This window comes from Ruegeria sp. B1, from assembly GCF_056535885.1.
On record NZ_JBQFJA010000001.1, the window covers coordinates 2,682,869 to 2,703,459 of the forward strand.

The 20,591-nt window shown below is 57.9% G+C and carries 21 protein-coding genes and 1 tRNA gene; 13 read left to right on the forward strand and 9 right to left on the reverse strand.

Going from position 1 to position 20,591, the window contains the following annotated elements; genetic code table 11:
- The first annotated feature begins 215 nt into the window (after window positions 1-215).
- The 3 genes from cysS to ACR3ES_RS13235 are packed head-to-tail and all read left to right on the forward strand — an operon-like array spanning window position 216 to window position 4,026.
- Window positions 216-1,613, forward strand: a complete 1,398-nt coding sequence (gene cysS, locus ACR3ES_RS13225; RefSeq protein ID WP_170434891.1) for a cysteine--tRNA ligase — start codon at window positions 216-218, stop codon at window positions 1,611-1,613.
- On the forward strand, window positions 1,613-3,247 hold the full coding sequence (gene cimA, locus ACR3ES_RS13230; protein WP_170434890.1) for a citramalate synthase: 1,635 nt from the start codon (window positions 1,613-1,615) through the stop codon (window positions 3,245-3,247). Before cysS ends, cimA begins: the two co-directional genes overlap by 1 nt.
- Entirely contained in the window at window positions 3,244-4,026 is a 783-nt protein-coding gene (locus ACR3ES_RS13235) for a squalene/phytoene synthase family protein (RefSeq protein ID WP_170434888.1), read from the forward strand. Before cimA ends, ACR3ES_RS13235 begins: the two co-directional genes overlap by 4 nt.
- A gap of 6 nt (window positions 4,027-4,032) precedes the next feature.
- On the opposite strand, the gene ACR3ES_RS13240 is transcribed toward ACR3ES_RS13235, so the two are convergent.
- Complete coding sequence (locus ACR3ES_RS13240; RefSeq protein ID WP_170434886.1) at window positions 4,033-5,259, reverse strand: MFS transporter; 1,227 nt, start codon at window positions 5,257-5,259, stop codon at window positions 4,033-4,035.
- 97 nt (window positions 5,260-5,356) lie between these two features.
- On the opposite strand from ACR3ES_RS13240, the gene ACR3ES_RS13245 reads away from it, so the two are divergent.
- From ACR3ES_RS13245 to ACR3ES_RS13260, 4 genes are read left to right on the forward strand one after another with little or no spacing between them, the layout of a single operon-like run.
- Complete coding sequence (locus tag ACR3ES_RS13245) at window positions 5,357-5,989, forward strand: DNA-3-methyladenine glycosylase 2 family protein (RefSeq protein ID WP_170434883.1); 633 nt, start codon at window positions 5,357-5,359, stop codon at window positions 5,987-5,989.
- Window positions 5,986-6,651 (forward strand): alpha/beta fold hydrolase, encoded by a 666-nt coding sequence (locus tag ACR3ES_RS13250; protein WP_170434881.1) that lies wholly within the window; start codon window positions 5,986-5,988, stop codon window positions 6,649-6,651. Before ACR3ES_RS13245 ends, ACR3ES_RS13250 begins: the two co-directional genes overlap by 4 nt.
- Window positions 6,652-6,653: 2 nt before the next feature.
- Window positions 6,654-7,145: an N-acetyltransferase family protein gene (locus ACR3ES_RS13255; RefSeq protein ID WP_480425456.1), complete on the forward strand. Its 492-nt coding sequence runs from the start codon at window positions 6,654-6,656 to the stop codon at window positions 7,143-7,145.
- A 4-nt stretch (window positions 7,146-7,149) separates the two neighbouring features.
- Window positions 7,150-7,452: a putative quinol monooxygenase gene (locus ACR3ES_RS13260; RefSeq protein WP_170434879.1), complete on the forward strand. Its 303-nt coding sequence runs from the start codon at window positions 7,150-7,152 to the stop codon at window positions 7,450-7,452.
- Between the two features lie 9 nt (window positions 7,453-7,461).
- On the opposite strand, the gene ACR3ES_RS13265 is transcribed toward ACR3ES_RS13260, so the two are convergent.
- Window positions 7,462-7,887, reverse strand: coding sequence for a VOC family protein (locus tag ACR3ES_RS13265; protein WP_170434877.1), 426 nt, complete (start codon window positions 7,885-7,887; stop codon window positions 7,462-7,464).
- A gap of 32 nt (window positions 7,888-7,919) precedes the next feature.
- Window positions 7,920-8,525 (reverse strand): rRNA large subunit pseudouridine synthase E, encoded by a 606-nt coding sequence (locus ACR3ES_RS13270; protein ID WP_170434966.1) that lies wholly within the window; start codon window positions 8,523-8,525, stop codon window positions 7,920-7,922.
- A 213-nt stretch (window positions 8,526-8,738) separates the two neighbouring features.
- Between ACR3ES_RS13270 and ACR3ES_RS13275 the strand changes: the two genes are divergently transcribed.
- The gene (locus ACR3ES_RS13275) at window positions 8,739-9,323 is read left to right on the forward strand and encodes an HNH endonuclease (RefSeq protein WP_170434875.1); all 585 of its coding nucleotides are present in this window, start codon (window positions 8,739-8,741) and stop codon (window positions 9,321-9,323) included.
- Window positions 9,324-9,329: 6 nt separating this feature from the next.
- Here the strand turns inward: ACR3ES_RS13275 and ACR3ES_RS13280 are convergent, their stop codons facing one another.
- Window positions 9,330-9,794 (reverse strand): disulfide bond formation protein B, encoded by a 465-nt coding sequence (locus tag ACR3ES_RS13280; protein WP_170434873.1) that lies wholly within the window; start codon window positions 9,792-9,794, stop codon window positions 9,330-9,332.
- Window positions 9,791-10,369: a YqaA family protein gene (locus ACR3ES_RS13285; RefSeq protein ID WP_170434871.1), complete on the reverse strand. Its 579-nt coding sequence runs from the start codon at window positions 10,367-10,369 to the stop codon at window positions 9,791-9,793. Before ACR3ES_RS13285 ends, ACR3ES_RS13280 begins: the two co-directional genes overlap by 4 nt.
- Before the next feature lie 146 nt (window positions 10,370-10,515).
- Here ACR3ES_RS13285 and ACR3ES_RS13290 point away from each other — a divergent pair.
- Window positions 10,516-10,601: transfer RNA gene (locus ACR3ES_RS13290), tRNA-Leu, on the forward strand.
- A 526-nt stretch (window positions 10,602-11,127) separates the two neighbouring features.
- Here ACR3ES_RS13290 and ACR3ES_RS13295 read toward each other — a convergent pair.
- The 4 genes from ACR3ES_RS13295 to ACR3ES_RS13310 all read right to left on the reverse strand — a co-directional run bounded on the left by ACR3ES_RS13295 (window position 11,128) and on the right by ACR3ES_RS13310 (window position 14,662).
- Window positions 11,128-11,523 (reverse strand): RidA family protein, encoded by a 396-nt coding sequence (locus ACR3ES_RS13295; protein ID WP_170434745.1) that lies wholly within the window; start codon window positions 11,521-11,523, stop codon window positions 11,128-11,130.
- A gap of 382 nt (window positions 11,524-11,905) precedes the next feature.
- Window positions 11,906-12,238, reverse strand: coding sequence for an LptA/OstA family protein (locus tag ACR3ES_RS13300; RefSeq protein ID WP_170434743.1), 333 nt, complete (start codon window positions 12,236-12,238; stop codon window positions 11,906-11,908).
- A gap of 180 nt (window positions 12,239-12,418) precedes the next feature.
- Entirely contained in the window at window positions 12,419-12,661 is a 243-nt protein-coding gene (locus tag ACR3ES_RS13305) for a dodecin domain-containing protein (RefSeq protein ID WP_170434741.1), read from the reverse strand.
- 898 nt (window positions 12,662-13,559) lie between these two features.
- A protein-coding gene (locus ACR3ES_RS13310; RefSeq protein WP_170438333.1) for an IS3 family transposase occupies window positions 13,560-14,662 on the reverse strand; the annotation gives its coding sequence in 2 pieces (ribosomal slippage) (window positions 13,560-14,401 and window positions 14,401-14,662; 1,104 coding nt in all).
- Between the two features lie 259 nt (window positions 14,663-14,921).
- On the opposite strand from ACR3ES_RS13310, the gene ACR3ES_RS13315 reads away from it, so the two are divergent.
- The 4 genes from ACR3ES_RS13315 (at window position 14,922) to ACR3ES_RS13330 (ending at window position 20,589) form a co-directional block, all read left to right on the forward strand.
- Window positions 14,922-16,121 (forward strand): glycosyltransferase family 2 protein, encoded by a 1,200-nt coding sequence (locus ACR3ES_RS13315; protein ID WP_480425459.1) that lies wholly within the window; start codon window positions 14,922-14,924, stop codon window positions 16,119-16,121.
- 352 nt (window positions 16,122-16,473) lie between these two features.
- The gene (locus ACR3ES_RS13320) at window positions 16,474-17,442 is read left to right on the forward strand and encodes a TAXI family TRAP transporter solute-binding subunit (protein ID WP_170434740.1); all 969 of its coding nucleotides are present in this window, start codon (window positions 16,474-16,476) and stop codon (window positions 17,440-17,442) included.
- Between the two features lie 109 nt (window positions 17,443-17,551).
- On the forward strand, window positions 17,552-20,161 hold the full coding sequence (locus ACR3ES_RS13325; protein ID WP_170434738.1) for a TRAP transporter permease: 2,610 nt from the start codon (window positions 17,552-17,554) through the stop codon (window positions 20,159-20,161).
- Window positions 20,158-20,589, forward strand: a complete 432-nt coding sequence (locus ACR3ES_RS13330) for a universal stress protein (protein ID WP_170434736.1) — start codon at window positions 20,158-20,160, stop codon at window positions 20,587-20,589. The genes ACR3ES_RS13325 and ACR3ES_RS13330 overlap by 4 nt, the downstream gene beginning before the upstream one ends.
- Window positions 20,590-20,591: the final 2 nt, after the last annotated feature.

Here is a 20,591-nt window from a genome sequence, read left to right on the forward strand (position 1 = left end):
GCGAACAGTGCCAAGGGTGGGGGTGAACTCAAGCCTTGGCATGAGACCGGTGCCATGATAATCGAAACCTCATGAACCGGATGACCTGCATCATTACCTGCTGCATTACCTGCTGATTTTTCAAGCGGGCCGGTATCCTTCGTTTTCATCCCTGAGACAAGTTGCTAAGCCCGCGCCAACTCGCAATCGCATGCTGTTTCTTAGGAGCCCGACCGATGACGACGATCAAGCTGCACAACACACGGACGCGGACGAAAGAGGATTTCGTACCGATCGATCCTGACAACGTGCGGATGTATGTCTGTGGGCCCACTGTCTATGACCGGGCCCATCTCGGTAATGCGCGCCCTGTTGTGGTGTTTGATATGCTGTTTCGCTTGCTGCGGCACGTTTACGGCGCAGACCACGTGACCTATGTGCGCAACTTCACCGATGTGGATGACAAGATCAACGCCACGGCCGTGGCGCGCAAGCAGGCGGGTGCCAAAGGGTCGCTGGAACAGTTGGTGCAAGAGCGTTCAGACGAGACCATCGGCTGGTATCTGCACGACATGGGCGCGTTGGGCACGCTGGAGCCGGACGAGATGCCGCGCGCCACGCAGTTCATACCGCAGATGATCGCGATGATCGAAGACCTGATTGCCAAAGGCCATGCTTATGCGGCAGAAGGCCATGTCCTGTTTGCGGTCGACACCTGGAAAGACGACTATGGCAAACTGTCGGGACGGTCTGTTGACGACATGATCGCGGGTGCGCGGGTCGAGGTGGCACCCTATAAAAAGAACCCGATGGATTTTGTCCTGTGGAAACCGTCGACCGACGAGTTACCGGGGTGGGACAGTCCCTGGGGCCGGGGTCGCCCTGGCTGGCACATTGAATGCTCGGCCATGAGCTATGAGTTGCTGGGCGACAGCTTTGACATTCATGGCGGCGGAAACGATCTGATGTTCCCGCATCATGAGAACGAGATCGCGCAGAGCTGCTGCGCGCATCCCGAGGGTGAGTTTGCGCGATACTGGCTGCACAATGAGATGCTGCAGGTCGAAGGGAAGAAGATGTCCAAATCCCTGGGCAACTTCTTCACCGTGCACGAACTTTTGGAACAAGGCATTCCGGGCGAGGTGATCCGGTTCGTGTTTCTGCAGACCCATTATCGCAAGCCCATGGACTGGACCGAGAAAAAGGCGCGCGAGGCCGAAGCAACGTTGCGCAAGTGGCGGGCGCTGACAGCGGGCATCGAGCCCGCCGCCAGCGCGGCGCCCACGGTTGTTGACGCGCTGGCAGATGACCTGAACACTGCGGGCGCCATCGCAGACCTGCACCGGCTGGCTGCTGACGGAGACGCGGCGGTTCTGTTGGCAAGCGCCCAAGTGCTGGGCCTGCTGTCGCCGGACATGGGTACTTGGGCCGAGGCCGACACGACAGATCTGGCGTCCTTTGCCGCGCGGTTGGCCAATGCACGGGCCGAGGCCATGCAGAACAAGGATTTTTCGGAAGTCGACCGCCTGAAAGCGGCCTATAATGCGGCAGGTGTCGAAGTGCGAATGAGCAAAGATACCGTCGAACTGGTCCCTGGTGCAGGGTTCGACGCCGCGAAGCTGGAAAACGTGTGATGACCAAGGAACGACTTTACCTCTACGATACGACCTTGCGCGACGGGCAGCAGACGCAGGGTGTGCAGTTCTCGACCGCTGAAAAGGTGAAGATCACGCAGGCTCTGGACGACCTGGGAGTAGACTACATCGAAGGCGGTTGGCCCGGGGCAAACCCGACAGACAGTGCGTTTTTTGAGACCGCTCCGCAGATCTCTGCCCGGCTGACCGCCTTTGGTATGACCAAGCGCGCGGGCCGGTCCGTTGAGAATGACGATGTTCTGGCCGCCGTGATGAATGCTGGTACACAGGCGGTGTGTCTGGTCGGTAAAACGCATGATTACCATGTCACGCATGCGCTGGGTCTGTCGCTGGAGGAGAACACCGAAAACGTGCGGGCCTCAATCGCGTATATCGTGGCGCAGGGGCGGGAAGCCTTGTTTGATGCCGAGCACTTTTTTGATGGATACAAAGACAATCCCGAATATGCAGTTGCGGTCTGTCGCGCGGCGCTGGATGTAGGCGCGCGATGGGTGGTTCTGTGCGACACAAACGGTGGCGCGCTGCCCGCGGAGGTCGGGCGTATCGTTTCTGACCTGATAACGGCGGGCTTTCCCGGTGATCGGCTGGGTATCCACACCCATAACGACACCGAAAATGCAGTGGCCTGTTCTTTGGCCGCCGTGGACGCAGGGGCGCGCCAGATTCAGGGCACGCTGAACGGGCTGGGGGAGCGCTGTGGCAACGCGAATCTGACTGCGCTGATCCCGACACTTTTGCTGAAAGAGCCCTACGCCTCGGCCTTCGATATCGGTGTCAGTCTGGGCGCGCTCACAAAACTGACCCGGATCAGTCGCATGCTGGACGACATCCTGAACCGAGTGCCCAGCAAGCAATCAGCCTACGTGGGCGCGTCGGCCTTTGCGCACAAGGCCGGACTACACGCCAGCGCGATCCTCAAGGACCCGTCGACCTACGAACACGTCGATCCGGCCGCGGTTGGCAATGCCCGTATCATTCCGATGTCGAACCAGGCCGGACAATCGAATTTGCGCAAACGTCTGACCGAGGCCGGGTTGGCTGTTGAGGCTGGTGATCCGGCGCTGGGTCGCATCCTTGAACGGATCAAATCGCGCGAGGCCGAGGGCTATTCCTACGATACCGCGCAGGCGAGTTTTGAGTTGCTGGCGCGGGAGGAACTGGGGCAGATGCCCGAGTTTTTCGAGGTCAAACGCTACAAAGTCACCGTCGAACGGCGCAAGAACAAGTACAACAATACGGTCAGCCTGTCCGAGGCGGTTGTTGTGGTCAAAGTGGATGGCGAAAAGAAGCTGTCCGTCAGTGAATCTCATGACGAGCAGGGCAGCGATCGTGGCCCGGTGAACGCGCTGGCCAAGGCACTGTCTAAGGATCTTGGGCAGTATTCCCGCATACTGGACGACATGCATCTGGTCGATTTCAAAGTGCGCATTACGCAAGGCGGGACCGAGGCGGTTACACGCGTCATAATCGACAGTGAAGACGGGCAGGGGCGGCGCTGGTCCACCGTCGGTGTCAGTGCAAACATAGTGGATGCGTCTTTCGAGGCGCTGCTGGACGCGATTCAGTGGAAACTGGTGCGGGATTGCGGGCCTCAAGAGGCTGCGGCCGAGTGAGCGTTTCATTTGACGACAACACCAAAGCCTGCGCCGCGTTGGTGCACAGGTCTGATCCGGACCGTTTCCTCGCAGTGATGGCGGCGCCGGTTGCGGCGCGCGCCGTTCTGTTTCCGATCTATGCCCTGAACGTCGAGGTGGCCCGTGCGCCCTGGGTCACCCAGGAACCTATGATCGCCGAAATGCGCCTGCAATGGTGGCGCGAAGCGCTGCAGGACATAGCCGAAGGCTCAAAGGTCCGAAGACATGAGGTGATGACCCCCTTGTCCAGGGTTCTGTCGCCACACCTGGCGGGTATGTTGGATGAATATGTCGCCGTAAGACGTTGGGATATATACCGCGATCCGTTTGAAGATCAGAATCACTTTGATGCTTACATCGACCACAGTTCCGGTTCCTTGTTTGTCGTTGTGGCACAGGCACTGGGGGCAGCAGATGAAGACGTTGTGCGGGATTTCGGGTATGGCGTCGGCGTCGCAAACTGGTTTCGTGCCATTCCCGATCTTGAATCCCGGGGACGCATTCCTCTGGTGGAAGGTACGCCCGACGGTGTGCGGCGTTTGGCGCAGTCGGCGCTGGACCGTCTGAGCCGGGCCAAGGCGAACCGGGCTGCAATCTCTGCACAAGCCCGCCCGGCCCTCTACGCCGGGTGGCAGGCAGAATGGGTGCTAAGGCAAGTTGTGGAGCGGCCGGAACGTGTGGCTGCGGGTGATTTGGCGCAAAGCGAGGTGCGGCGGCGCTTGTCTTTGATGTGGGTTTCGGCGACCGGACGCTGGTGATCTGGCTCAGGCGGTTTCCGGGTCAGCGGGCCGCAGCACCAGCCACAACAGCGCGCCACCGGCCAGTGTCAGAAGCGGGATCATGGCCAGATTGACTGCTGTCCAGCCCTCAACTGGTGACCCACCGGAACAGTTCATCAACCCACCAGATGCCAGCGAGGCAAGGGTGACGCCTCCGAACACCAACAGGTCGTTCAGCCCCTGCATCCGCCCGCGTTCATGCACCTCGTGCGAGGCCGCCAACATGCTGGTGGCGCCGATAAAGCCAAAGTTCCAGCCGACGCCCAACAGAATCAGCGCAATGTAGAAGTTTTCCAGCTCAACGCCTTGCAGGGCCACGGCGCCGGCTCCGGCCAGAATGGCCAGGCCGAGGGCAACGATTTTTTCCACCCCAAACCGTGCGATCAGATGGCCTGTGAAGAAGCTGGGCACATACATGGCCAGCACATGGCTGGTGACGATATCCGCAGCATCGTTTTCACTGAAGCCGCAGCCAACAACCGCCAGCGGTGTTGACGTCATGACAAGGTTCATCAGCGCGTAGGACACCATGGCGCAAATGATGGCCACCGCGATGCGCGGGGTTTTCAACAGCTCCAACCGTGACCGGCCTCGTGGCGTGTCGGCTGCCGGTTTCGGTGGGGTCGGGATGTCGAGAAAGAAGAACAGACCAGACCCGATCACGTTGACCGCGATCACTGCGATATACGTGCCGAGGAACGGAATCACATAGGCTTGCGACGTGAGTTTGACGATCTGCGGCCCGATGATGGCCGCTGCCAGCCCACCAGCCATGACGTAAGAGATCGCCTTGGGCCGAAAGCTGTCCGAGGCAGTGTCCGCCGCCGCAAATCGGTAAAAGCCGTGCGCGCTCATGTAGATACCGGTCAACAGGCTGCCCACCAGAAAGATCGAAAACGACCCCAGGTACAGGCCATAGGCCCCGATCAGGCCCCCAAGCGCGCCCGCTGTCGCCCCGACAAGGAAACCGGCGCGTCGACCCCATCTCTGCATGATGCCCGAGACGGGCGTGGCTGCCAGCATCGAGCCCAGAACGATTAACGATATGGGCAGAGTCGCCAAACAGGGATTGCTGGCCAGCGATTGCCCGGCCAGCCCACCGACAATGAAGATCATCGGCATCTGCGCCCCAAGAATGGACTGCGCGGCGACCAGAACAGCCACATTGCGCTTGGCCTGCGAGTCGTCCGGGGTGGCGGTGGTCATCGTCATGCGCACATCCGTATCGGCGAAAACGATTGCGCACAAGCGGCTTGCATATGCGACACAGCCGCCTAACGTGCGGCAGGTATCAAAATCCGGAGAGCGCATGACCGTCGGACGCATCATCGAAACGCCAGACTGCGTATCTGAAGGGGCCGCGTGGCTGTCCGAAGCGTGCCCGCGTATGGCCTATGCGATAACCCAGACCGGTCCGTTGCCTCTGCGTCGCCGTCCGGACGGGTTTGCGCAATTGCTGAGTGCGATTGTCAGCCAGCAGGTAAGCGTGGCGTCTGCCAATGCGATCTGGAACCGCCTGAAAGAGGCGAAGCTGACCGGACCCCGCAAGATCATGTGGGCCACGGATGACGATCTGCGCGCTGTCGGCCTGAGCCGCCAGAAAATCCGCTACGCCCGTGCATTGGCCGAGGCGCGCATTGATTACACGTCGTTGCGCGACGCCTCGGATCAGGATGTCGTTGCTGTTTTGACCGAGGTCCCGGGGATTGGTGTCTGGACCGCTGAAATATATGCGATGTTTTCGCTGGGACGGGCAGACGTCATCGCGCCCGGCGATCTGGCGCTGCAGGAAGCGGCACGGATTCTTTATGAGTTGCCGGAACGCCCGACTGACAAGGAATTGCGGCAGATGGCCGAGGACTGGTCGCCCTGGCGGTCGGTTGCGGCGCGAGTTTTGTGGGCCTATTACCGCGTGGCCAAACAGAGAGAAGGGATCAGATGACACGGGTTTTGAATGCGCTCCGGAAAGAGCCGGTTTCGGGCGACACACGCTCGGTCGTGGTGTTCGTGCACGGCTATGGCGCCAATGGGGCCGACCTGCTGGGGTTGGCCGACCCGTTGGGTGAGCATTTGCCCGACACGCTGTTTGTCGCGCCCGACGCGCCTGAGCAAATCCCCGGAATGCCCAACGGGTATCAGTGGTTTCCGATCCCGTGGATTGATGGCTCGTCCGAGGAAGTGGCGCAGCGTGGCATGGAGATGGCCGTTCAGGACTTCAATGCCTTTCTCGATGCGCTGATGGTCGACGAAGACGTGCTGCCGGAACAGGTCGTGTTGTTTGGCTTTTCGCAGGGCACAATGATGAGCCTGCATGTCGCCCCGCGCCGCGAAGACCCGGTGGCCGGCGTTGTTGCCTTTTCCGGTCGCTTGCTGGAACCCGATCTGTTGCCGGACGAAGTTGTCAGCAAGATGCCGATCCTGCTGGTGCATGGAGATGCCGATGATGTGGTGCCCCCACAATCGCTTCCGCAAGCTGCAGAGGCCTTGCAAGCAGCGGGTTTCAAGGAAGTCTATGCCCATGTCATGAAAGGGACCGGCCATGGCATTGCGCCGGACGGGCTGAGCGTCGCGTTGGCCTTCATGCGCGACAAGCTGAGCCTGTAACCATGATCGCGGTGCGCCCCATGATGCGCGAGGATGTGCCAGCGGCATGCAACACCCTCAACCAGATCATTGCCGCAGGGGGCACAACCGCGTTGGAGATCCCGTTTTCTGAGGCGTTGTTTGCACAAAGCTACCTGAACGGGGCGGACACAATATGCAGTCATGTCGCTCTGGACGATCAGGGTGAAGTGGCGGGCTTCCAATGGTTGGGTGTGAACGAAGACTTGCCCGAGGATTGTGTGGACATCGCTACATTTACCCGCCGGTCACCTGTCTTAAGGGGCGCGGGACGCGCGTTGTTTGATGAGACGGCCAAGATCGCTGGCGCCTTGCGCTTTGAGGCGATCAACGCGACGATACGGGCGGATAACGTTCTTGGTCTAAGCTATTACGAAAAAATAGGGTTTCGGGACTTCTCGGTCGATTACGGTGTGCCCCTGCGGGATGGCACGCCGGTAAACAGAATCTCGAAAAGGTACCTTCTCAGGGAGTGAATGGATGCTGATCGTGACAGGTGTTGTGGAAGTTTCCGCAGATGGTGTGAACAAGGCGCGCGCGGCGGCGCGGATCATGGTGTGTGAGACAATTAAAGAAGACGGTTGTTTTGTCTATGAGTTCAGCCAGGTCCTGGGGCACGAGGCGCGGTTTCGGGTTTACGAAGAATGGCGGGATCAGGCCGCGCTCGAGGCGCATTTTGCGACCGCGCATATGGCGACCTTCCGGGCCGCGCTGGCAGAGGTCGGCATCGTGTCCAGCGAAATTTACCGGGTTGTGGGCGGCGAAAAACAGCCCCTTAACTAACCTTTCGGGTTAGTCCCACAGCCAGCTTTCGGCAAATTCGACAGAGTTTCCGGCCGGGTCGCGCACGTAAAGAGATCGCGCGCCGCTTGGCCAGTCAAACTCGGCATCCACAGGAATGTTCCAATCCAGCAGGTGCTTGCGCATTGCCGCGATTTCATCCCGTGTCAGGACCAGACAGACATGGCCGGCGCCGCGGGTCCCGTGCGGCGGCACGGGCAGATCCGGGTTACCAGGCGGTTGTTCGGTCTGGTCAGGGTTGAACAACAGTAAAACCGACCCGCCAATGCGATAGAATACGTGCCGGTCAGTGATCCGCTGAATGCGTTCAAGTCCTAGAACCTCGCCATAAAACTGCTCAGCCGCGTCCAGATCGTCGACATACAGCGCTGCTTCCAGAATGGCCTTTGGGGTCGGTATGCCAGGTGTCAGTTTCATGAGACCAGTCTAGCAGATGCGGCGTCATCCTGTCACCGGCGGGCGCGACGGTCCCGCTTTCGCTGGGGGGCCGCGTGCAGCGTGGGCAGCGGTAAGCTTTCCCACTGTCCGGGGGCCAGATCGTCCAGTGTCCAGTCTCCGATCCGGCAGCGGATCAGGCGCAGCGTGGGCAGGCCCACCGCAGCCGTCATCCGCCGCACTTGCCGGTTCCTGCCTTCGCGGAGTGTCAGTTCAATCCAACTGTCCGGCACAGTCTTGCGCACTCGGATCGGTGGCGTGCGGGGCCATAGCGCAGGCGGTTCCTCAATTTGGCGCGCTTTGGCCGGGCGGGTCGGGCCATCTTTTAGCTCGACACCGGCGCGTAAGGTCTTGAGCGCAACGTCGTCCGGCTCACCCTCGACCTGAACCCAATAGGTCTTGGCCATTTTATGCTTGGGGTCGGAAATCTGCGCCTGCAAACGCCCAGTGTCGGTTAGCAGCATCAGACCTTCACTGTCCCGATCCAACCGTCCCGCCGGGTACACGCCCGGCAGGTCGATGAAGTCCGACAGTGTGCTGCGCGGCGACTCGGTATGTGACCGGTCGGTGAATTGCGGCAGAACATCAAACGGTTTGTTGAAGCGAATGAACCACGACATACGCCCGCCATAGCGCGGGCGACACAGCGGATGCAACCTGTGGATAACTGTCATGCGCCTGTTACGGATTCGGCGTACCCAATCAGCGACATATAGTGGAAACTCAGGGCTTGTCAGGGATTTACCACGATATATAGTCACCATAAGGCCGGGGCGGGTGCTCTCCGCTCTGGTGTCACAAACGGGCAGCTGAGAGCGAGGAGCTATTCAGGTATGGACGGAGATTTCAGGACCGAATTTGTCAGGGAGCCAGGTGCGCTCAAGCATCATCCGGCATTGGTTTTGAACGCCGATTACCGTCCCTTGTCCTATTATCCGCTGTCTCTGTGGCCGTGGCAGGAGGCGATCAAAGCCGCCTGGCTCGACCGGGTCGATATCGTCGCCGAGTATGACGAAGTTGTCCGAAGCCCCAGTACCGAGATTCGAATACCCTCGGTCGTTGTCCTGAAAGACTATGTAAAACCCAGAAAGCGCGTGGCCTTCACGCGCTTTAATTTATTTCTGCGGGACGAATTCCAGTGCCAGTACTGTGGCAGCCGCGGCGAGCTGACATTTGACCACGTCGTGCCGCGCGCCGCGGGGGGCGTCACAAGTTGGCAAAACGTGGTTGCGGCCTGTAGCCCGTGCAATCTGCGCAAAGGGTCCAAGTCGCTGAGACAGGCGCGCATGACCCTGCGCAAACCGCCCCGGCAGCCGGATGCAGAAGCCTTGCGCAATATCGGTCGCAAATTCCCGCCCAACCATCTGCATGAAAGCTGGATCGACTTTCTGTACTGGGATGCCGAACTGGACGCCTAAAGCGGATCAGCGCGTGCGCCAGGCGGCGAGCCACACCAAGACCAGCCCGGCCGAGATCAGCGCATTCCACCCTGCCATCGATAGCCCCAGAAATTCCCACGGGATTTCATCGCACCGCACCAGCGGGGCCGCCATGATCTGGTTCATCAGCTCTTCAGCCGACAAACCGCCAATATCGCCGGCGGAGCAGCTGGACGGGCCTTCCCACCAACCTTGCTCGACGCCTGCGTGATAAAAGCCGATGCCCGACGTAGTCAGGGCCGCCAAGGCACCCAACATTGGCAACAGCCGTAGCCCGGGCAGGGCCAGCGCAACCGCCCCGATCGCAATCGCCACCCCATGCGGGTATCGCTGCCAGACGCACATCTGGCAGGGGGCCATCCCCCCCAGATACTGAAACCCCCAAGCGGCCAGCAACAGCGCGGCAGAGCCGCCTGTGGCAAGAATGAGGTATGTCGTTCGCCTGCTCATAGATACCGCACCGCCAGGAAACCGCCGAACAGCAAGAGGATGAACAGTGTGAACATCAGGCCCAGACGTCTTTCGATGAACTCCCGGATCGGCTCTCCAAATCCCCACAGCAACCCGGCGACCAGATAGAATCGCAGCGCCCGCGCCAATATGGATGTCGCGACAAAGGTGGCTAGCGGCATACCCGTCCACCCCGACATAATGGTGATGACCTTGTAGGGAAAGGGCGTGACACCGGCGGTCAGCACGGCCCAAAAGCCAAAGTCGTTAAAGCGGGTGTTGAATTCCTCCATGGCCTGGGTCTTGCCCATGGCTGCGAGAATGGGTTGCCCGACGCTCTCATAGGCGAATGCCCCAATCGCATACCCCAACAGCCCGCCCAACACCGAGGCCACCAAGGCCACGGTCGCGATCAGCCATGCCCGCGAGGGGCGGGCCAGAATCATTGGGATCATCAGCACATCCGGCGGGATTGGAAAAAATGAGCTTTCGACAAAGGCCACGATGGCCAGGGCCCACAAGGCATGCGGATGTTCCGCCAATCGGATGGTCCAGTCGTAAAGCGATCGCAACATAATATACTCAAATCCCAACCTCAGGCCGTGCAAGCCAAACCATGCGCTCGTCGCACCGTCAACCGCCGTCACCGGCACAATCCGCCTGACGGTCGGTTTTTTGCCTCTGGACCTTCCCTGAGTTGGACGCTAATCCAAGGACCGTGGCCCAAGTGGCGGAATGGTAGACGCAGGGGATTCAAAATCCCCCGCCTTCACGGGCGTGAGAGTTCGAGTCTCTCCTTGGGCACCACATTGATCTAAAAAAGAAAATCTGCTTTCCGTTCGTCGGATTGGAGTACAGGAAGTAAGTGTACTCACACTGCTTGCTCACAGTTTCACGTTCTGGTCCTGTTCTGTTCCGGCTTTTTGGAGGGGGTTCGAATCTGTGCGGTGCTTTCGAAAAAGTTAGTGGAAACGGCATCGCAACTGGTGAGAATTACCCGAGCCCGTCATGAAGTTGGCGAGGGTTCTGAGTATAAGCGACCGGTGGATGATAAACTGCCTGCAAGACAAAACTGTGCGATGCGAACTGACAGGCGAGATGAACAGAGACCGCCGTATCGGTACATGCTATGTCGATGGTGAAAACTTGAGTGCTAGAGTCATCGCTGCTGGACACGCCCTGGACTGCGCCCGGTATTTGGGGGAGCAGGTATAAGCACTTGGAGGCGCAAGAAGCTAAATCACGGTTCAATCGGGCCGGATACTGCGGGTAGTATCGTAACAGATGTTGGGGAAAGAACTTAGTTCGGATCTCTTTCATCAAGAGTAACTGCTTACTCGTCTGAAGGTCGTTGGCATACAACCCTGATTTCTACCAGAGTTCCTTCGGTAATCAGCTCTGTTGTGCCGATGCAGGACCAAGCGGGATAGGGAGCCTCGACGAACTCGTCTTTCACCTTGATAAAAGTATCTAGGTGTTTTCGCAGGTCTACGTGATAGGTCGTCATCTCCACGATGTTTTCCCAAGCCAAGTCACCTTCCGCCATGGTTTCCGCGAGAAACGTAAATGCGTCCCTGAATTGTTCCTCTGGGTCGTTCGCGACCGTCCCATCGGGTCGGCAACCGGTCACGCCCGAAAAGAAGATATATGCACCGGTGTCGAGACCCGGTGATAGATGCCATTGATCGTGAAAATGAGAAAAGGCCGGTGCTGAGAAAGTCTTACGCATAGCGCCTCCGAAATGGCCTATTGGCGCAGTTCCTGCTCAAGCTTCTTGGCCTGCAGAGAAACCCACCAAATTACGCCAGCCCCAACCAGAAAAATACCAAATCCAGCGAAAAAGAGACACACAAAAAGCATCGGTGACAAAGTCATATCTTCCTCCAATGTATTATGTTCGTCGTTCGTCCGATGACGCTAACTCTTGCCTTCAACTCGGACTTTGACACACATCAATCACAGATGGCTCAAGCGGTCAGCGTATTGCTGTGAATGGGTAAGATTGCTTACGTCGTAGAGAGCGTCAGGGACGCCAGGTGTTTGTAATAAATTCAATGGTGTAAAAGATCCGGCCCTAGTGTTGCCAGGGCCGGTTGCTTAGTCGCCGCCTCTTACTTGGTGTCGGCGTGGAACAATGAGAACTCTTCGGTTCTTAACAGAGTGCTTCCATCCTTCTGAGGTACCAAGACCAGGGCATCAGCTTCCAACCTCATGTCATCAAGCGTTACAACAACATTGCCTGAGTAGCTGCTCCCCTGGTCAGTTTGTGAAACTCTGTCGGAAGAAATCTCGAAAGCCTCGCCCGCATCGAGCACAGCCTGAGCGCTCCCTTTGTAGTGTTGAAAGCTGCGAGTTTCATTTGCCGAAAGCTCAATGGCGAATGCCGGTACAGAAAAGACCAGCGCCGCGCAGAAAGTGTTCGAAATTATGAGTGTGTTTTTCACGAGAATAGCTCCAATTCCAGTTGCTCGGTTTGCGTAGGCAGGCGCCGAGTGTGAGGAACTGTCAAGTTAACTAAATTTAACAAAGGTGAAGACGGCAGTATTTGGCTTGGTTACCCCGAGAGCTGCTCAGCTTTTCCGTTGTGAATTGCCCGGCCATAGGGACCGGGCTCCTTTCTCAATCTAGTGGGCGTGTGGTTTGTGAATTGCAGAGATTGCCACTGTGGCGCTGTAATGGACGACCGGGGAGCCATCCATCACAATGTTACCGCCCGTCCGTACAACCTCGTACGACACAAAGGACTCGAATTCCTCGTGGTGATTCTCCCACGCTCCGTCGACGGCATTCTTGGCCGCCTCGTCAAAACTGTTTGGGGAGAATCCTGTAACCGTCAGGACATGATAGACATTCTGATCTACCGACATAGTAAATTCCTCTCAAAATTCAGTTTTAGATTAAGTGTTGGTTCGGGGCGTAAAATCGTCTCCCCGACCTCGTAACCATACATCAAATTCGGAATTCCGTGTAGCTCGTGCAAGATCGTCTACAGGCGAGACCTGAGCGCGAACCTCGTTGTGTTTGTTGCTTTTGTCGATCGTCAACCGTCTTTTGGGCATGGTCCGGGGAACGATCAGGTGAATCTGCTGCCCGGGGATGTGTTCATTATGAGAACCCCGGGCGGCGACGCGGCTGGAACATCCAGGCGAGATTGTAGCTCGCTGAGCGTGCCTTGGTCCTGCGTTTGCTTGCCTCCGACCGTCAGGAAACATCAATGACAGTGTTCAACATCAACTGTTTCACCGTCATCCATTCCCGGCGGGTCAAGCGTAGAAAAGAGGACCGCGGTCATAGAGGCATCCTTCATCGGGATCGACGTTGAACCACCAGAACTGGTTGTCCAACACGTCGGAGAAAGATCTGATTCGGTCTTCGAGACTGAAGGCGGTCCCCTTGGTGACCACGAAACGGACATCACCGGCATGTGTTGTGACAGTTCACCCAGGAGTGAGACAACAAATTGAACCGGCTCGCCAACTGGTACAAGGACGAAACCTGAAACGACTGCCCCACAATTTCACGGATTGTTTTTGGGATTTCACTCAGTCTGTGCTACCGAAAGTCATTGGAATTCAGGATGTCCCACCTTGACGGGCGTAAGAATTCCAATCTCCTCTTCGGGCCCCAAATCACCCACACTCGTGCATGCATTGACCTGTTTGAGTGCCTTGAGCCCCAACCTTGGACCGCCAGAAGCTAGATTTTTCCGGCTCTTGCCTTGAGCCCCAACCTTGGACCGCCAGAAGCTAGATTTTTCCGGCTCTATCACGATGACGGGCTGGTGACGCCATCGGGATAATGCATGGCAATCGGGACGTTGTATCCGATTGCGCTGTGGGGTCTGTCCTCATTGTAGTGCCGACGCCAATCCTCCAGCTTTTCGCGGGCATCTGCAAGGCTCATGAACCAGTGCGCGTTCAGGCATTCCGCCCGGAGCTTGCTGTTAAACGCCTCAATGAAGCCATTGTCCGTGGGCTTTCCAGGCCGTGAGAAGTCGAGGGTAACGTCGTTGGCGTAGGCCCAGAGATCGAGGTCCCGCGAGATGAACTCGCTGCCGTTATCGACTCTGATCGTCTTGGGGTAGCCGATCTGCCCGCAGACCCGTTCGAGCGTCTGCACAACATCTTCGCCCCGATAGGTGAAGCGCGGATCGGCTGCAGGGCAGAGCCGGGAATGCGTGTCAACGACGGTCAGGATGCGCAACCTCCTACCCAGGGCGAGCTGGTCGTGAACGAAGTCCATCGCCCAGACATCGTTAGGCCCGACGGCTTCATGACGGTCTTCTCTGAGCTTTGCCTTCACCCGGCGCTTGGGGTGCTTGTTCCTGAGCTGCAGGCCCAACTCGTTGTAAATCCTGCGTGTCTTCTTCATGTTGATCACCCAACCCTCCCGTCTAAGAAGCACGTGGACGCGCCTGTAGCCATAGCGCACACGCGTCTCTGCGATCTCTTTGATCCGCCGTTCGACGGCAGCCTGATCCGTCCGCCGGGACTTGTAGTGGTAGGTGGATGTGTCGAAGCAGATGGCCCCACAAGCCTTCCGGATCGACACACCCCAATCAACGCACATCCCGGTGACAATCTCGCGCAAACGGCCAGGCTTCAGAGCTTTCGCCGAATGACATCCTGAAGCATCTCCCGATCCAGCGTCAGGTCCGCCACGATCTTCTTCAGCCGGGTGTTCTCGTCCTCCAGCGCCTTCAGCCGGCGCATCTCGTCAGGCAACAAGCCGCCGTACTTCTTCTTCCAATTGAAGTATGTCGCCTGGCTGATCCCAGCCTTTCGGCAGATCTCCGCGACCGGTGTGCCTTGCTCGCCCTGCTTCAGGATGAAGGCCTTCTGCGCCTCCGTGAACTTCGATGCTTTCATGCGATTCCGCTCCTCTCCCAGCCAGGGAAATTTAGCGGAAAACTCCAGCTCCGAACGATCCAGTTTTCAGGGGGCAGAGCATGAGGGTTTCCCTTCTGTGATTTGGGCATTGTTTCCCATTGGCGCACAATGGTTTTCTCGGGGTGTTTTCGTCGATCATATACAATCAAACCCGGACCATGCGACTCTATCATTGACTCCAGAGCCTTGTCTGCAACTCTAGCGCCGATTGGTGTAGTGATTTGTTAGGTAGGTTCCTGTGGCCGTACAAGCTGATGTTGCGGACGTGAAAGAGACGTCAGAAGAGCTGGAGTTGACGATTTTGATGCCGTGCCTCGATGAGGCCGAGACAATCGAAATCTGTATTCAAAAAGCCAAGACTTTTATTGAGGGCGCAGGCCTTAAGGGCGAAGTGCTGATCGCCGACAATGGCAGCACTGACGGGTCAATCGAAATCGCCGAAAGGCTCGGTGCGCGGGTCGTGAACGTCAAGCAAAAAGGCTATGGCGCGGCGTTGTCCGGCGGGATCGAGGCGGCTCGCGGCAAATTCGTGATCATGGGGGATGCGGATGACAGCTATGACTTTTCCCAGCTTGAGATGTTTGTGCAAGAGCTGCGGGCGGGCAACGATCTGGTCATGGGCAACAGGTTCCGGGGTGGTATCTCTGAAGGTGCAATGCCCTTCTTACACAAATATCTCGGCAATCCTGTCCTGAGTTTTATCGGGCGGCTGCTGTTCAACATCGGAATCGGCGATTTTCACTGTGGGCTGCGCGGATTTGGACGCGAGGCCATTCAGGACCTCGAATTGCACACGTCCGGTATGGAATTTGCCTCGGAAATGGTTGTTCGCTCTGCGATGAGCCGTTTGAAAATCGCTGAGGTGCCAACCACGCTCAAGCCTGATGGCAGAACCCGTGCGCCGCATCTGAGAACCTGGAGAGACGGCTGGCGGCATCTCAAATTTCTTTTGATGCACAGTCCCAGATGGCTGTTCATGTATCCCGGTCTGTTTCTGACCTTATTGGGTGGCCTGACCGCGCTGATTCTGATGTTCGGGTCCGTGAACATCGGCGGATCGGTTGAGCTGGGCACCAACACGTTTCTGGCGGCCTGCCTGATCACCATTGTGGGGACCCAACTGCTAACCTTCGGGGCCTTGGCGCGGATGATCGGGACGACGAGCGGGTTACTGCCCGTAGGGGAGCCCAGCAAGATCCTTCGAAACTGGGCAACCACGGATAACATCGCCCTGTTTGCATTCTGGCTGCTTCTTTTTGGTCTTTTGCTGTTTGGGATTGCCTTTTGGCAATGGGCGCGGCTGGGGTTTGGTGATATCACAAATCCTATCACCACAAAGCTGACCGCTGCGGGTTTTAGTCTGATGGCGATTTCCATCCAGTCCGCGTTTGCGGCCTTCCTGTTTGGCATCATCGAAATTCCTACACGGAAGAAATAGCCGATCACGCCCACGGTGCCCCGACAGGCCCCAAAGGGCTGGCACCTGCGCGGTCAGGTTTTTAAGACGCGTCCAATTCCCGAATCCTGACCGTGCCGCGCGTATAAGATTCCCGGTTCTCTAACGGGGAAACTTTCGGAAACGTCCTCAGATTTGCGGCTTTGGGGTGTCTCCCCCGGACCGGGGGTTGACAAGTGTCGTGTCGGAATGAAACGTCAAAGATGTTGGGAGATTTTGGAAATTCAGATGCTTGCGCCTGTTGTTTGACGGGTGCAATTGCCGTATCGGCAAGGCCCCGGATGGGGCTGCGCAAGGCTCTCCCATCCATAAAAAGAACTGGGAGTTCAATAATATGAAAAACAGCAGCAAGCTTAGCCTCGGCGCGTTTGTAACTGCGGCCATGATGGCTCCGGCGGCCTATGCCGAAGAGTTCATCACTATCGGCACCGGTGGCGTGACGGGCGTGTACTATCCCACCGGCGGTGCAATTTGCCGTCTGGTGAACAAGGGGCGCAAGGAACACGGCGTGCGCTGCTCGGTCGAATCGACCGGCGGGTCTGTTTACAACATCAACACCATCCGCGAAGGCGAGCTGGAGTTCGGTGTGGCACAGTCCGACTGGCAGTACCATGCGTATAACGGCAGCTCGAAATTCGAAGAGGCTGGCCCGTTTGAAAACCTGCGTGCGGTCTTCTCGGTGCACCCCGAGCCGTTCACTGTTGTGGCCCGCGCTGATTCCGGCATCACCAACTTCGAGGACCTTAAGGGAAAGCGCGTCAACATCGGCAACCCCGGTTCCGGTCAGCGCGGTACCATGGAAGTTCTGTTGGGCGAAATGGGCTGGTCCACCGATGACTTTGAACTGGCAACCGAACTGAAAGCGGCGGAGCAATCCGCAGCTCTGTGCGACAACCAGATCGATGCGATGGTCTACACCGTTGGTCACCCGTCGGGTTCGATTCAGGAAGCCACAACAGCCTGCGACTCGGTGCTGGTGAACGTCAGCGGCGATGCGGTCAACAAACTGGTCGGTGACAACTCGTTCTACCGCACGGCCACCATTCCTGGTGGCATGTATCGCGGTTCGGATGGCGACACCCAGACTTTTGGTGTCGGCGCGACTTTCGTGACCTCGGCAGACGTATCCGATGATGCGGTTTATGCGGTTGTCAGCTCGGTCTTCGAAAACTTCGATGACTTCAAAAAGCTGCACCCCGCATTTGCGAACCTCAAGCCTGAGGAAATGATCGCGGACGGCCTGTCGGCGCCGCTGCATCCGGGTGCCGAGAAGTACTACAAAGAAAAAGGCTGGGTTCAGTAATCCGCCGAAAAGACTGAAACGAGGCGCTGTCCGGCGCCTCGTTTTCAACCGGTAAAAGACCGGACAAAAAACCGCGCCGGAAACCGGCCGCAGGACGGGGAGAACACTGATGAGCGCTGATCAACAGGGCAATCGTCCATTATCCGAAGAAGAACTCCAGGAACTTGTCGCATCCTCCGATGCCGGCGCCCGTGACCCGGCTGGCAATGTCGGCTTGTTCCTTGCAATCGTGGCCGCAATCTGGTCGATTTTTCAGGTGGTTCTGGCGTCGCCCTTGTCGAACTATATTTTGCCCGGAAGCGTGGTGAACAACGCCCGCCAGTTCCACCTTGCGTTTGCTCTGTTCCTGGCCTTCGCGGCCTATCCTGCGCTGAAATCAAGCCCCCGCAACTATATCCCGATCCAAGATTGGATCATGGGCATTCTCGGCGCGTTCGTCGCGCTGTACGGCTATTTCTTTTACGACAAGATCGTAAACGCCGGTGGTCTTGCCGACGACACCGACAAATGGATCGCTTTGGGCGGTTTGTTGTTGCTGTTCGAGGCCGCGCGCCGCGCGCTTGGTCCGGCCATGGCGATCATTGCAACGATCTTTCTGGTTTATGTGTTTTTTGGCTCCTCCGATTGGGTGCCAGAGGTCATCCGCTGGAAAGGTGCGAGCCTGAAAAAGGCGATGAGCCATATGTGGATCACGTCCGAAGGGGTGTTCGGCATTGCCCTTGGGGTGTCGACCAAGTTCGTGTTCCTGTTCGTGTTGTTCGGTGCTCTGCTCGATAAAGCCGGGGCCGGGAACTATTTCATTAAGATGGCCTTCGGTGCGCTGGGTCACTTGCGCGGTGGCCCTGCCAAAGCCGCTGTTGTCGGGTCGGCTGCGACTGGCCTGATTTCCGGATCGTCCATCGCAAACGTTGTGACCACCGGCACATTCACTATCCCCTTGATGAAGCGAGTGGGCTTTTCCAGTGAACAGGCGGGCTCGGTGGAGGTTGCCAGTTCGGTGAACGGCCAGATCATGCCGCCGGTGATGGGCGCTGCGGCCTTCCTGATGGTGGAATATGTCGGCATCTCCTATGTCGAGGTGATCACGCATGCCTTCCTGCCAGCCGCGATTTCCTACATCGCGCTGGTCTACATCGTGCACCTTGAGGCCGTTAAGCGGAATATGCCCACGCTGGGTGACCGCGACGTGCATCTGGCGCGCACGGTTGTCGGCATGTTGTCGTTCTTCCTTATCTTCGCAGGCCTGTGTTATGGCTCGCAATTCCCGGTCGATGCCGTAACCACCTGGGTGCCTTCAGCCGCCGGATTGGTCTTGAGCCTCGTGGTCTGTGCCATCTATATCGGTCTGCTCTATTTGGCCGCACAGGTGCCTGACCTAGCGCCCGATGATCCGAACGCAAAAGAAGTCACCCTGCCGGTTATCTCGGAAATTTACAAAGCCGGTCTGCACTACCTGCTGCCGATTGTCGTGCTGGTCTATTTCCTGATGATCGAGCAAAAATCGCCCGGCCTTTCGGCCTTCTGGGCGACATCGCTGCTGTTTGTGATCCTGCTGACCCAAAAGCCGCTCAAGGCGATGTTCCGGGGCCAGAGCAACATGTACGACACCTTTATCGATGGTGTTGCAGACCTGTGGCAGGGGCTGATCGACGGGGCGCGTAACATGATCGGGATCGCTCTGGCCACCGCCACGGCGGGCGTGATCGTTGGTACCGTGACCCTGACCGGAGTAGGGCAGGTGATGGCCGATCTGGTCGAGTTCCTGTCAGGTGGTAACTTGATCCTTATGCTGGTGATGGTGGGCATCCTCAGCCTGATCCTGGGCATGGGTCTGCCGACCACTGCGAACTACATCGTGGTTAGCTCGCTGATGGCGGGTGTGGTCGTTGAACTTGGTGCGCAAAGCGGGCTGATCGTGCCGCTGATCGCGGTTCACTTGTTCGTGTTCTACTTCGGTATCATGGCAGACGTGACGCCACCGGTGGGGCTGGCCAGTTTCGCGGCAGCCGCCGTGTCCGGCGGCGATGCGATCAAGACCGGGTTCACGGCGTTCTTCTACTCGCTCCGGACCGTTGCGCTTCCATTTGTCTTCATCTTCAACACCGATCTTCTGTTGATTGATGTGACATGGGTGGAAGGCATCATAGTCGCCATATTCGCAACGATTGCGATCCTTGTCTTCACGGCCGGCACAATGGGGTATTTTGTGACCCACAGCCGCATCTATGAAAGCATCGCGCTGATCTTTGTGGCCTTTGCGCTGTTCCGACCGGACTACTTCATGGACCGGTTTGCACCCCCTTATGCCTCCGTTGAACCATCTGCTTTTGTCGAGACAATCGGCCAGACACCACCGGGCACCGAGGTGCGCATGGTGATCAGCGGCCCGGATTTCGACACGCTGGAGATGGTGGATACCACGGTTGTTGTGCCGGTTGGATCGGAAGAAGGCGGTGCCGCACGGGTCGACGCGATGGGGCTGCTTCTCATCGAGGAAGATGGCCTGGTGAAGCTTGACGAGCCCATGTTCGGATCGCCGGTGGCGGATGATCTGGGCAATTTCGATTATTACGGGGATGAGGCCGTGCGCCTGACCTCGGTCAGCCTTCCATCCAGCCAGCCTCCCAAACAGCTGATCTACATCCCGGCCATGCTTCTGCTGGGTCTGATCGCTTTCCTTCAACGCGGCCGGTCCGCCAGACAAGAGGTGACCGCATGACAAAATCTGTTCTCTGTGCCATCGACATCAGCAATGGCGAAATTGATGTCCCGGTCCTGAAGCAAGCTGCGGCGATGGCTGATATGGATGGGGCGCAACTGGATGTTGTCACGGTGCTGCCGGATTTCGGGGAATCCTGGGTCTCGGGGTTTTTCGAATCCGACCATCACGACAAGGCGTTGAAAGAGGCGCATGAGCAGCTGGCCCAACTGTGCACCACAACGCTGGGATCGGACCGCAATGAAACGATCCGGCATGTGGTGGCCACCGGCACAGCCTATCAGGAAATCCTCAAAACGGCCGAGGGCGCGGGCTCGGACCTGATTGTGATCGGAGCCCACAAGCCGGATCTGAAGGACTATTTGCTGGGGCCGAACGCTGCGCGGGTGGTGCGGCATTCAACGGTCTCGGTCTACGTGGTGCGCTGATC

Excerpts from the sequence above, each read along its gene's own strand:
- ACR3ES_RS13305 (WP_170434741.1), bottom strand. The coding sequence starts at position 12,661 with ATGTCGGTAGATCAGAATGTCTATCATGTCCTGACGGTTACAGGATTC.
- ACR3ES_RS13255 (WP_480425456.1), top strand. The coding sequence starts at position 6,654 with ATGATCGCGGTGCGCCCCATGATGCGCGAGGATGTGCCAGCGGCATGC.
- cysS (WP_170434891.1), top strand. The coding sequence starts at position 216 with ATGACGACGATCAAGCTGCACAACACACGGACGCGGACGAAAGAGGAT.
- ACR3ES_RS13330 (WP_170434736.1), top strand. The coding sequence starts at position 20,158 with ATGACAAAATCTGTTCTCTGTGCCATCGACATCAGCAATGGCGAAATT.
- ACR3ES_RS13325 (WP_170434738.1), top strand. The coding sequence starts at position 17,552 with ATGAGCGCTGATCAACAGGGCAATCGTCCATTATCCGAAGAAGAACTC.
- ACR3ES_RS13245 (WP_170434883.1), top strand. The coding sequence starts at position 5,357 with ATGACCGTCGGACGCATCATCGAAACGCCAGACTGCGTATCTGAAGGG.
- ACR3ES_RS13270 (WP_170434966.1), bottom strand. The coding sequence starts at position 8,525 with ATGTCGTGGTTCATTCGCTTCAACAAACCGTTTGATGTTCTGCCGCAA.
- ACR3ES_RS13260 (WP_170434879.1), top strand. The coding sequence starts at position 7,150 with ATGCTGATCGTGACAGGTGTTGTGGAAGTTTCCGCAGATGGTGTGAAC.
- ACR3ES_RS13250 (WP_170434881.1), top strand. The coding sequence starts at position 5,986 with ATGACACGGGTTTTGAATGCGCTCCGGAAAGAGCCGGTTTCGGGCGAC.
- cimA (WP_170434890.1), top strand. The coding sequence starts at position 1,613 with ATGACCAAGGAACGACTTTACCTCTACGATACGACCTTGCGCGACGGG.
- ACR3ES_RS13285 (WP_170434871.1), bottom strand. The coding sequence starts at position 10,369 with ATGTTGCGATCGCTTTACGACTGGACCATCCGATTGGCGGAACATCCG.
- ACR3ES_RS13295 (WP_170434745.1), bottom strand. The coding sequence starts at position 11,523 with ATGCGTAAGACTTTCTCAGCACCGGCCTTTTCTCATTTTCACGATCAA.
- ACR3ES_RS13275 (WP_170434875.1), top strand. The coding sequence starts at position 8,739 with ATGGACGGAGATTTCAGGACCGAATTTGTCAGGGAGCCAGGTGCGCTC.
- ACR3ES_RS13240 (WP_170434886.1), bottom strand. The coding sequence starts at position 5,259 with ATGACGATGACCACCGCCACCCCGGACGACTCGCAGGCCAAGCGCAAT.
- ACR3ES_RS13320 (WP_170434740.1), top strand. The coding sequence starts at position 16,474 with ATGAAAAACAGCAGCAAGCTTAGCCTCGGCGCGTTTGTAACTGCGGCC.
- ACR3ES_RS13265 (WP_170434877.1), bottom strand. The coding sequence starts at position 7,887 with ATGAAACTGACACCTGGCATACCGACCCCAAAGGCCATTCTGGAAGCA.
- ACR3ES_RS13280 (WP_170434873.1), bottom strand. The coding sequence starts at position 9,794 with ATGAGCAGGCGAACGACATACCTCATTCTTGCCACAGGCGGCTCTGCC.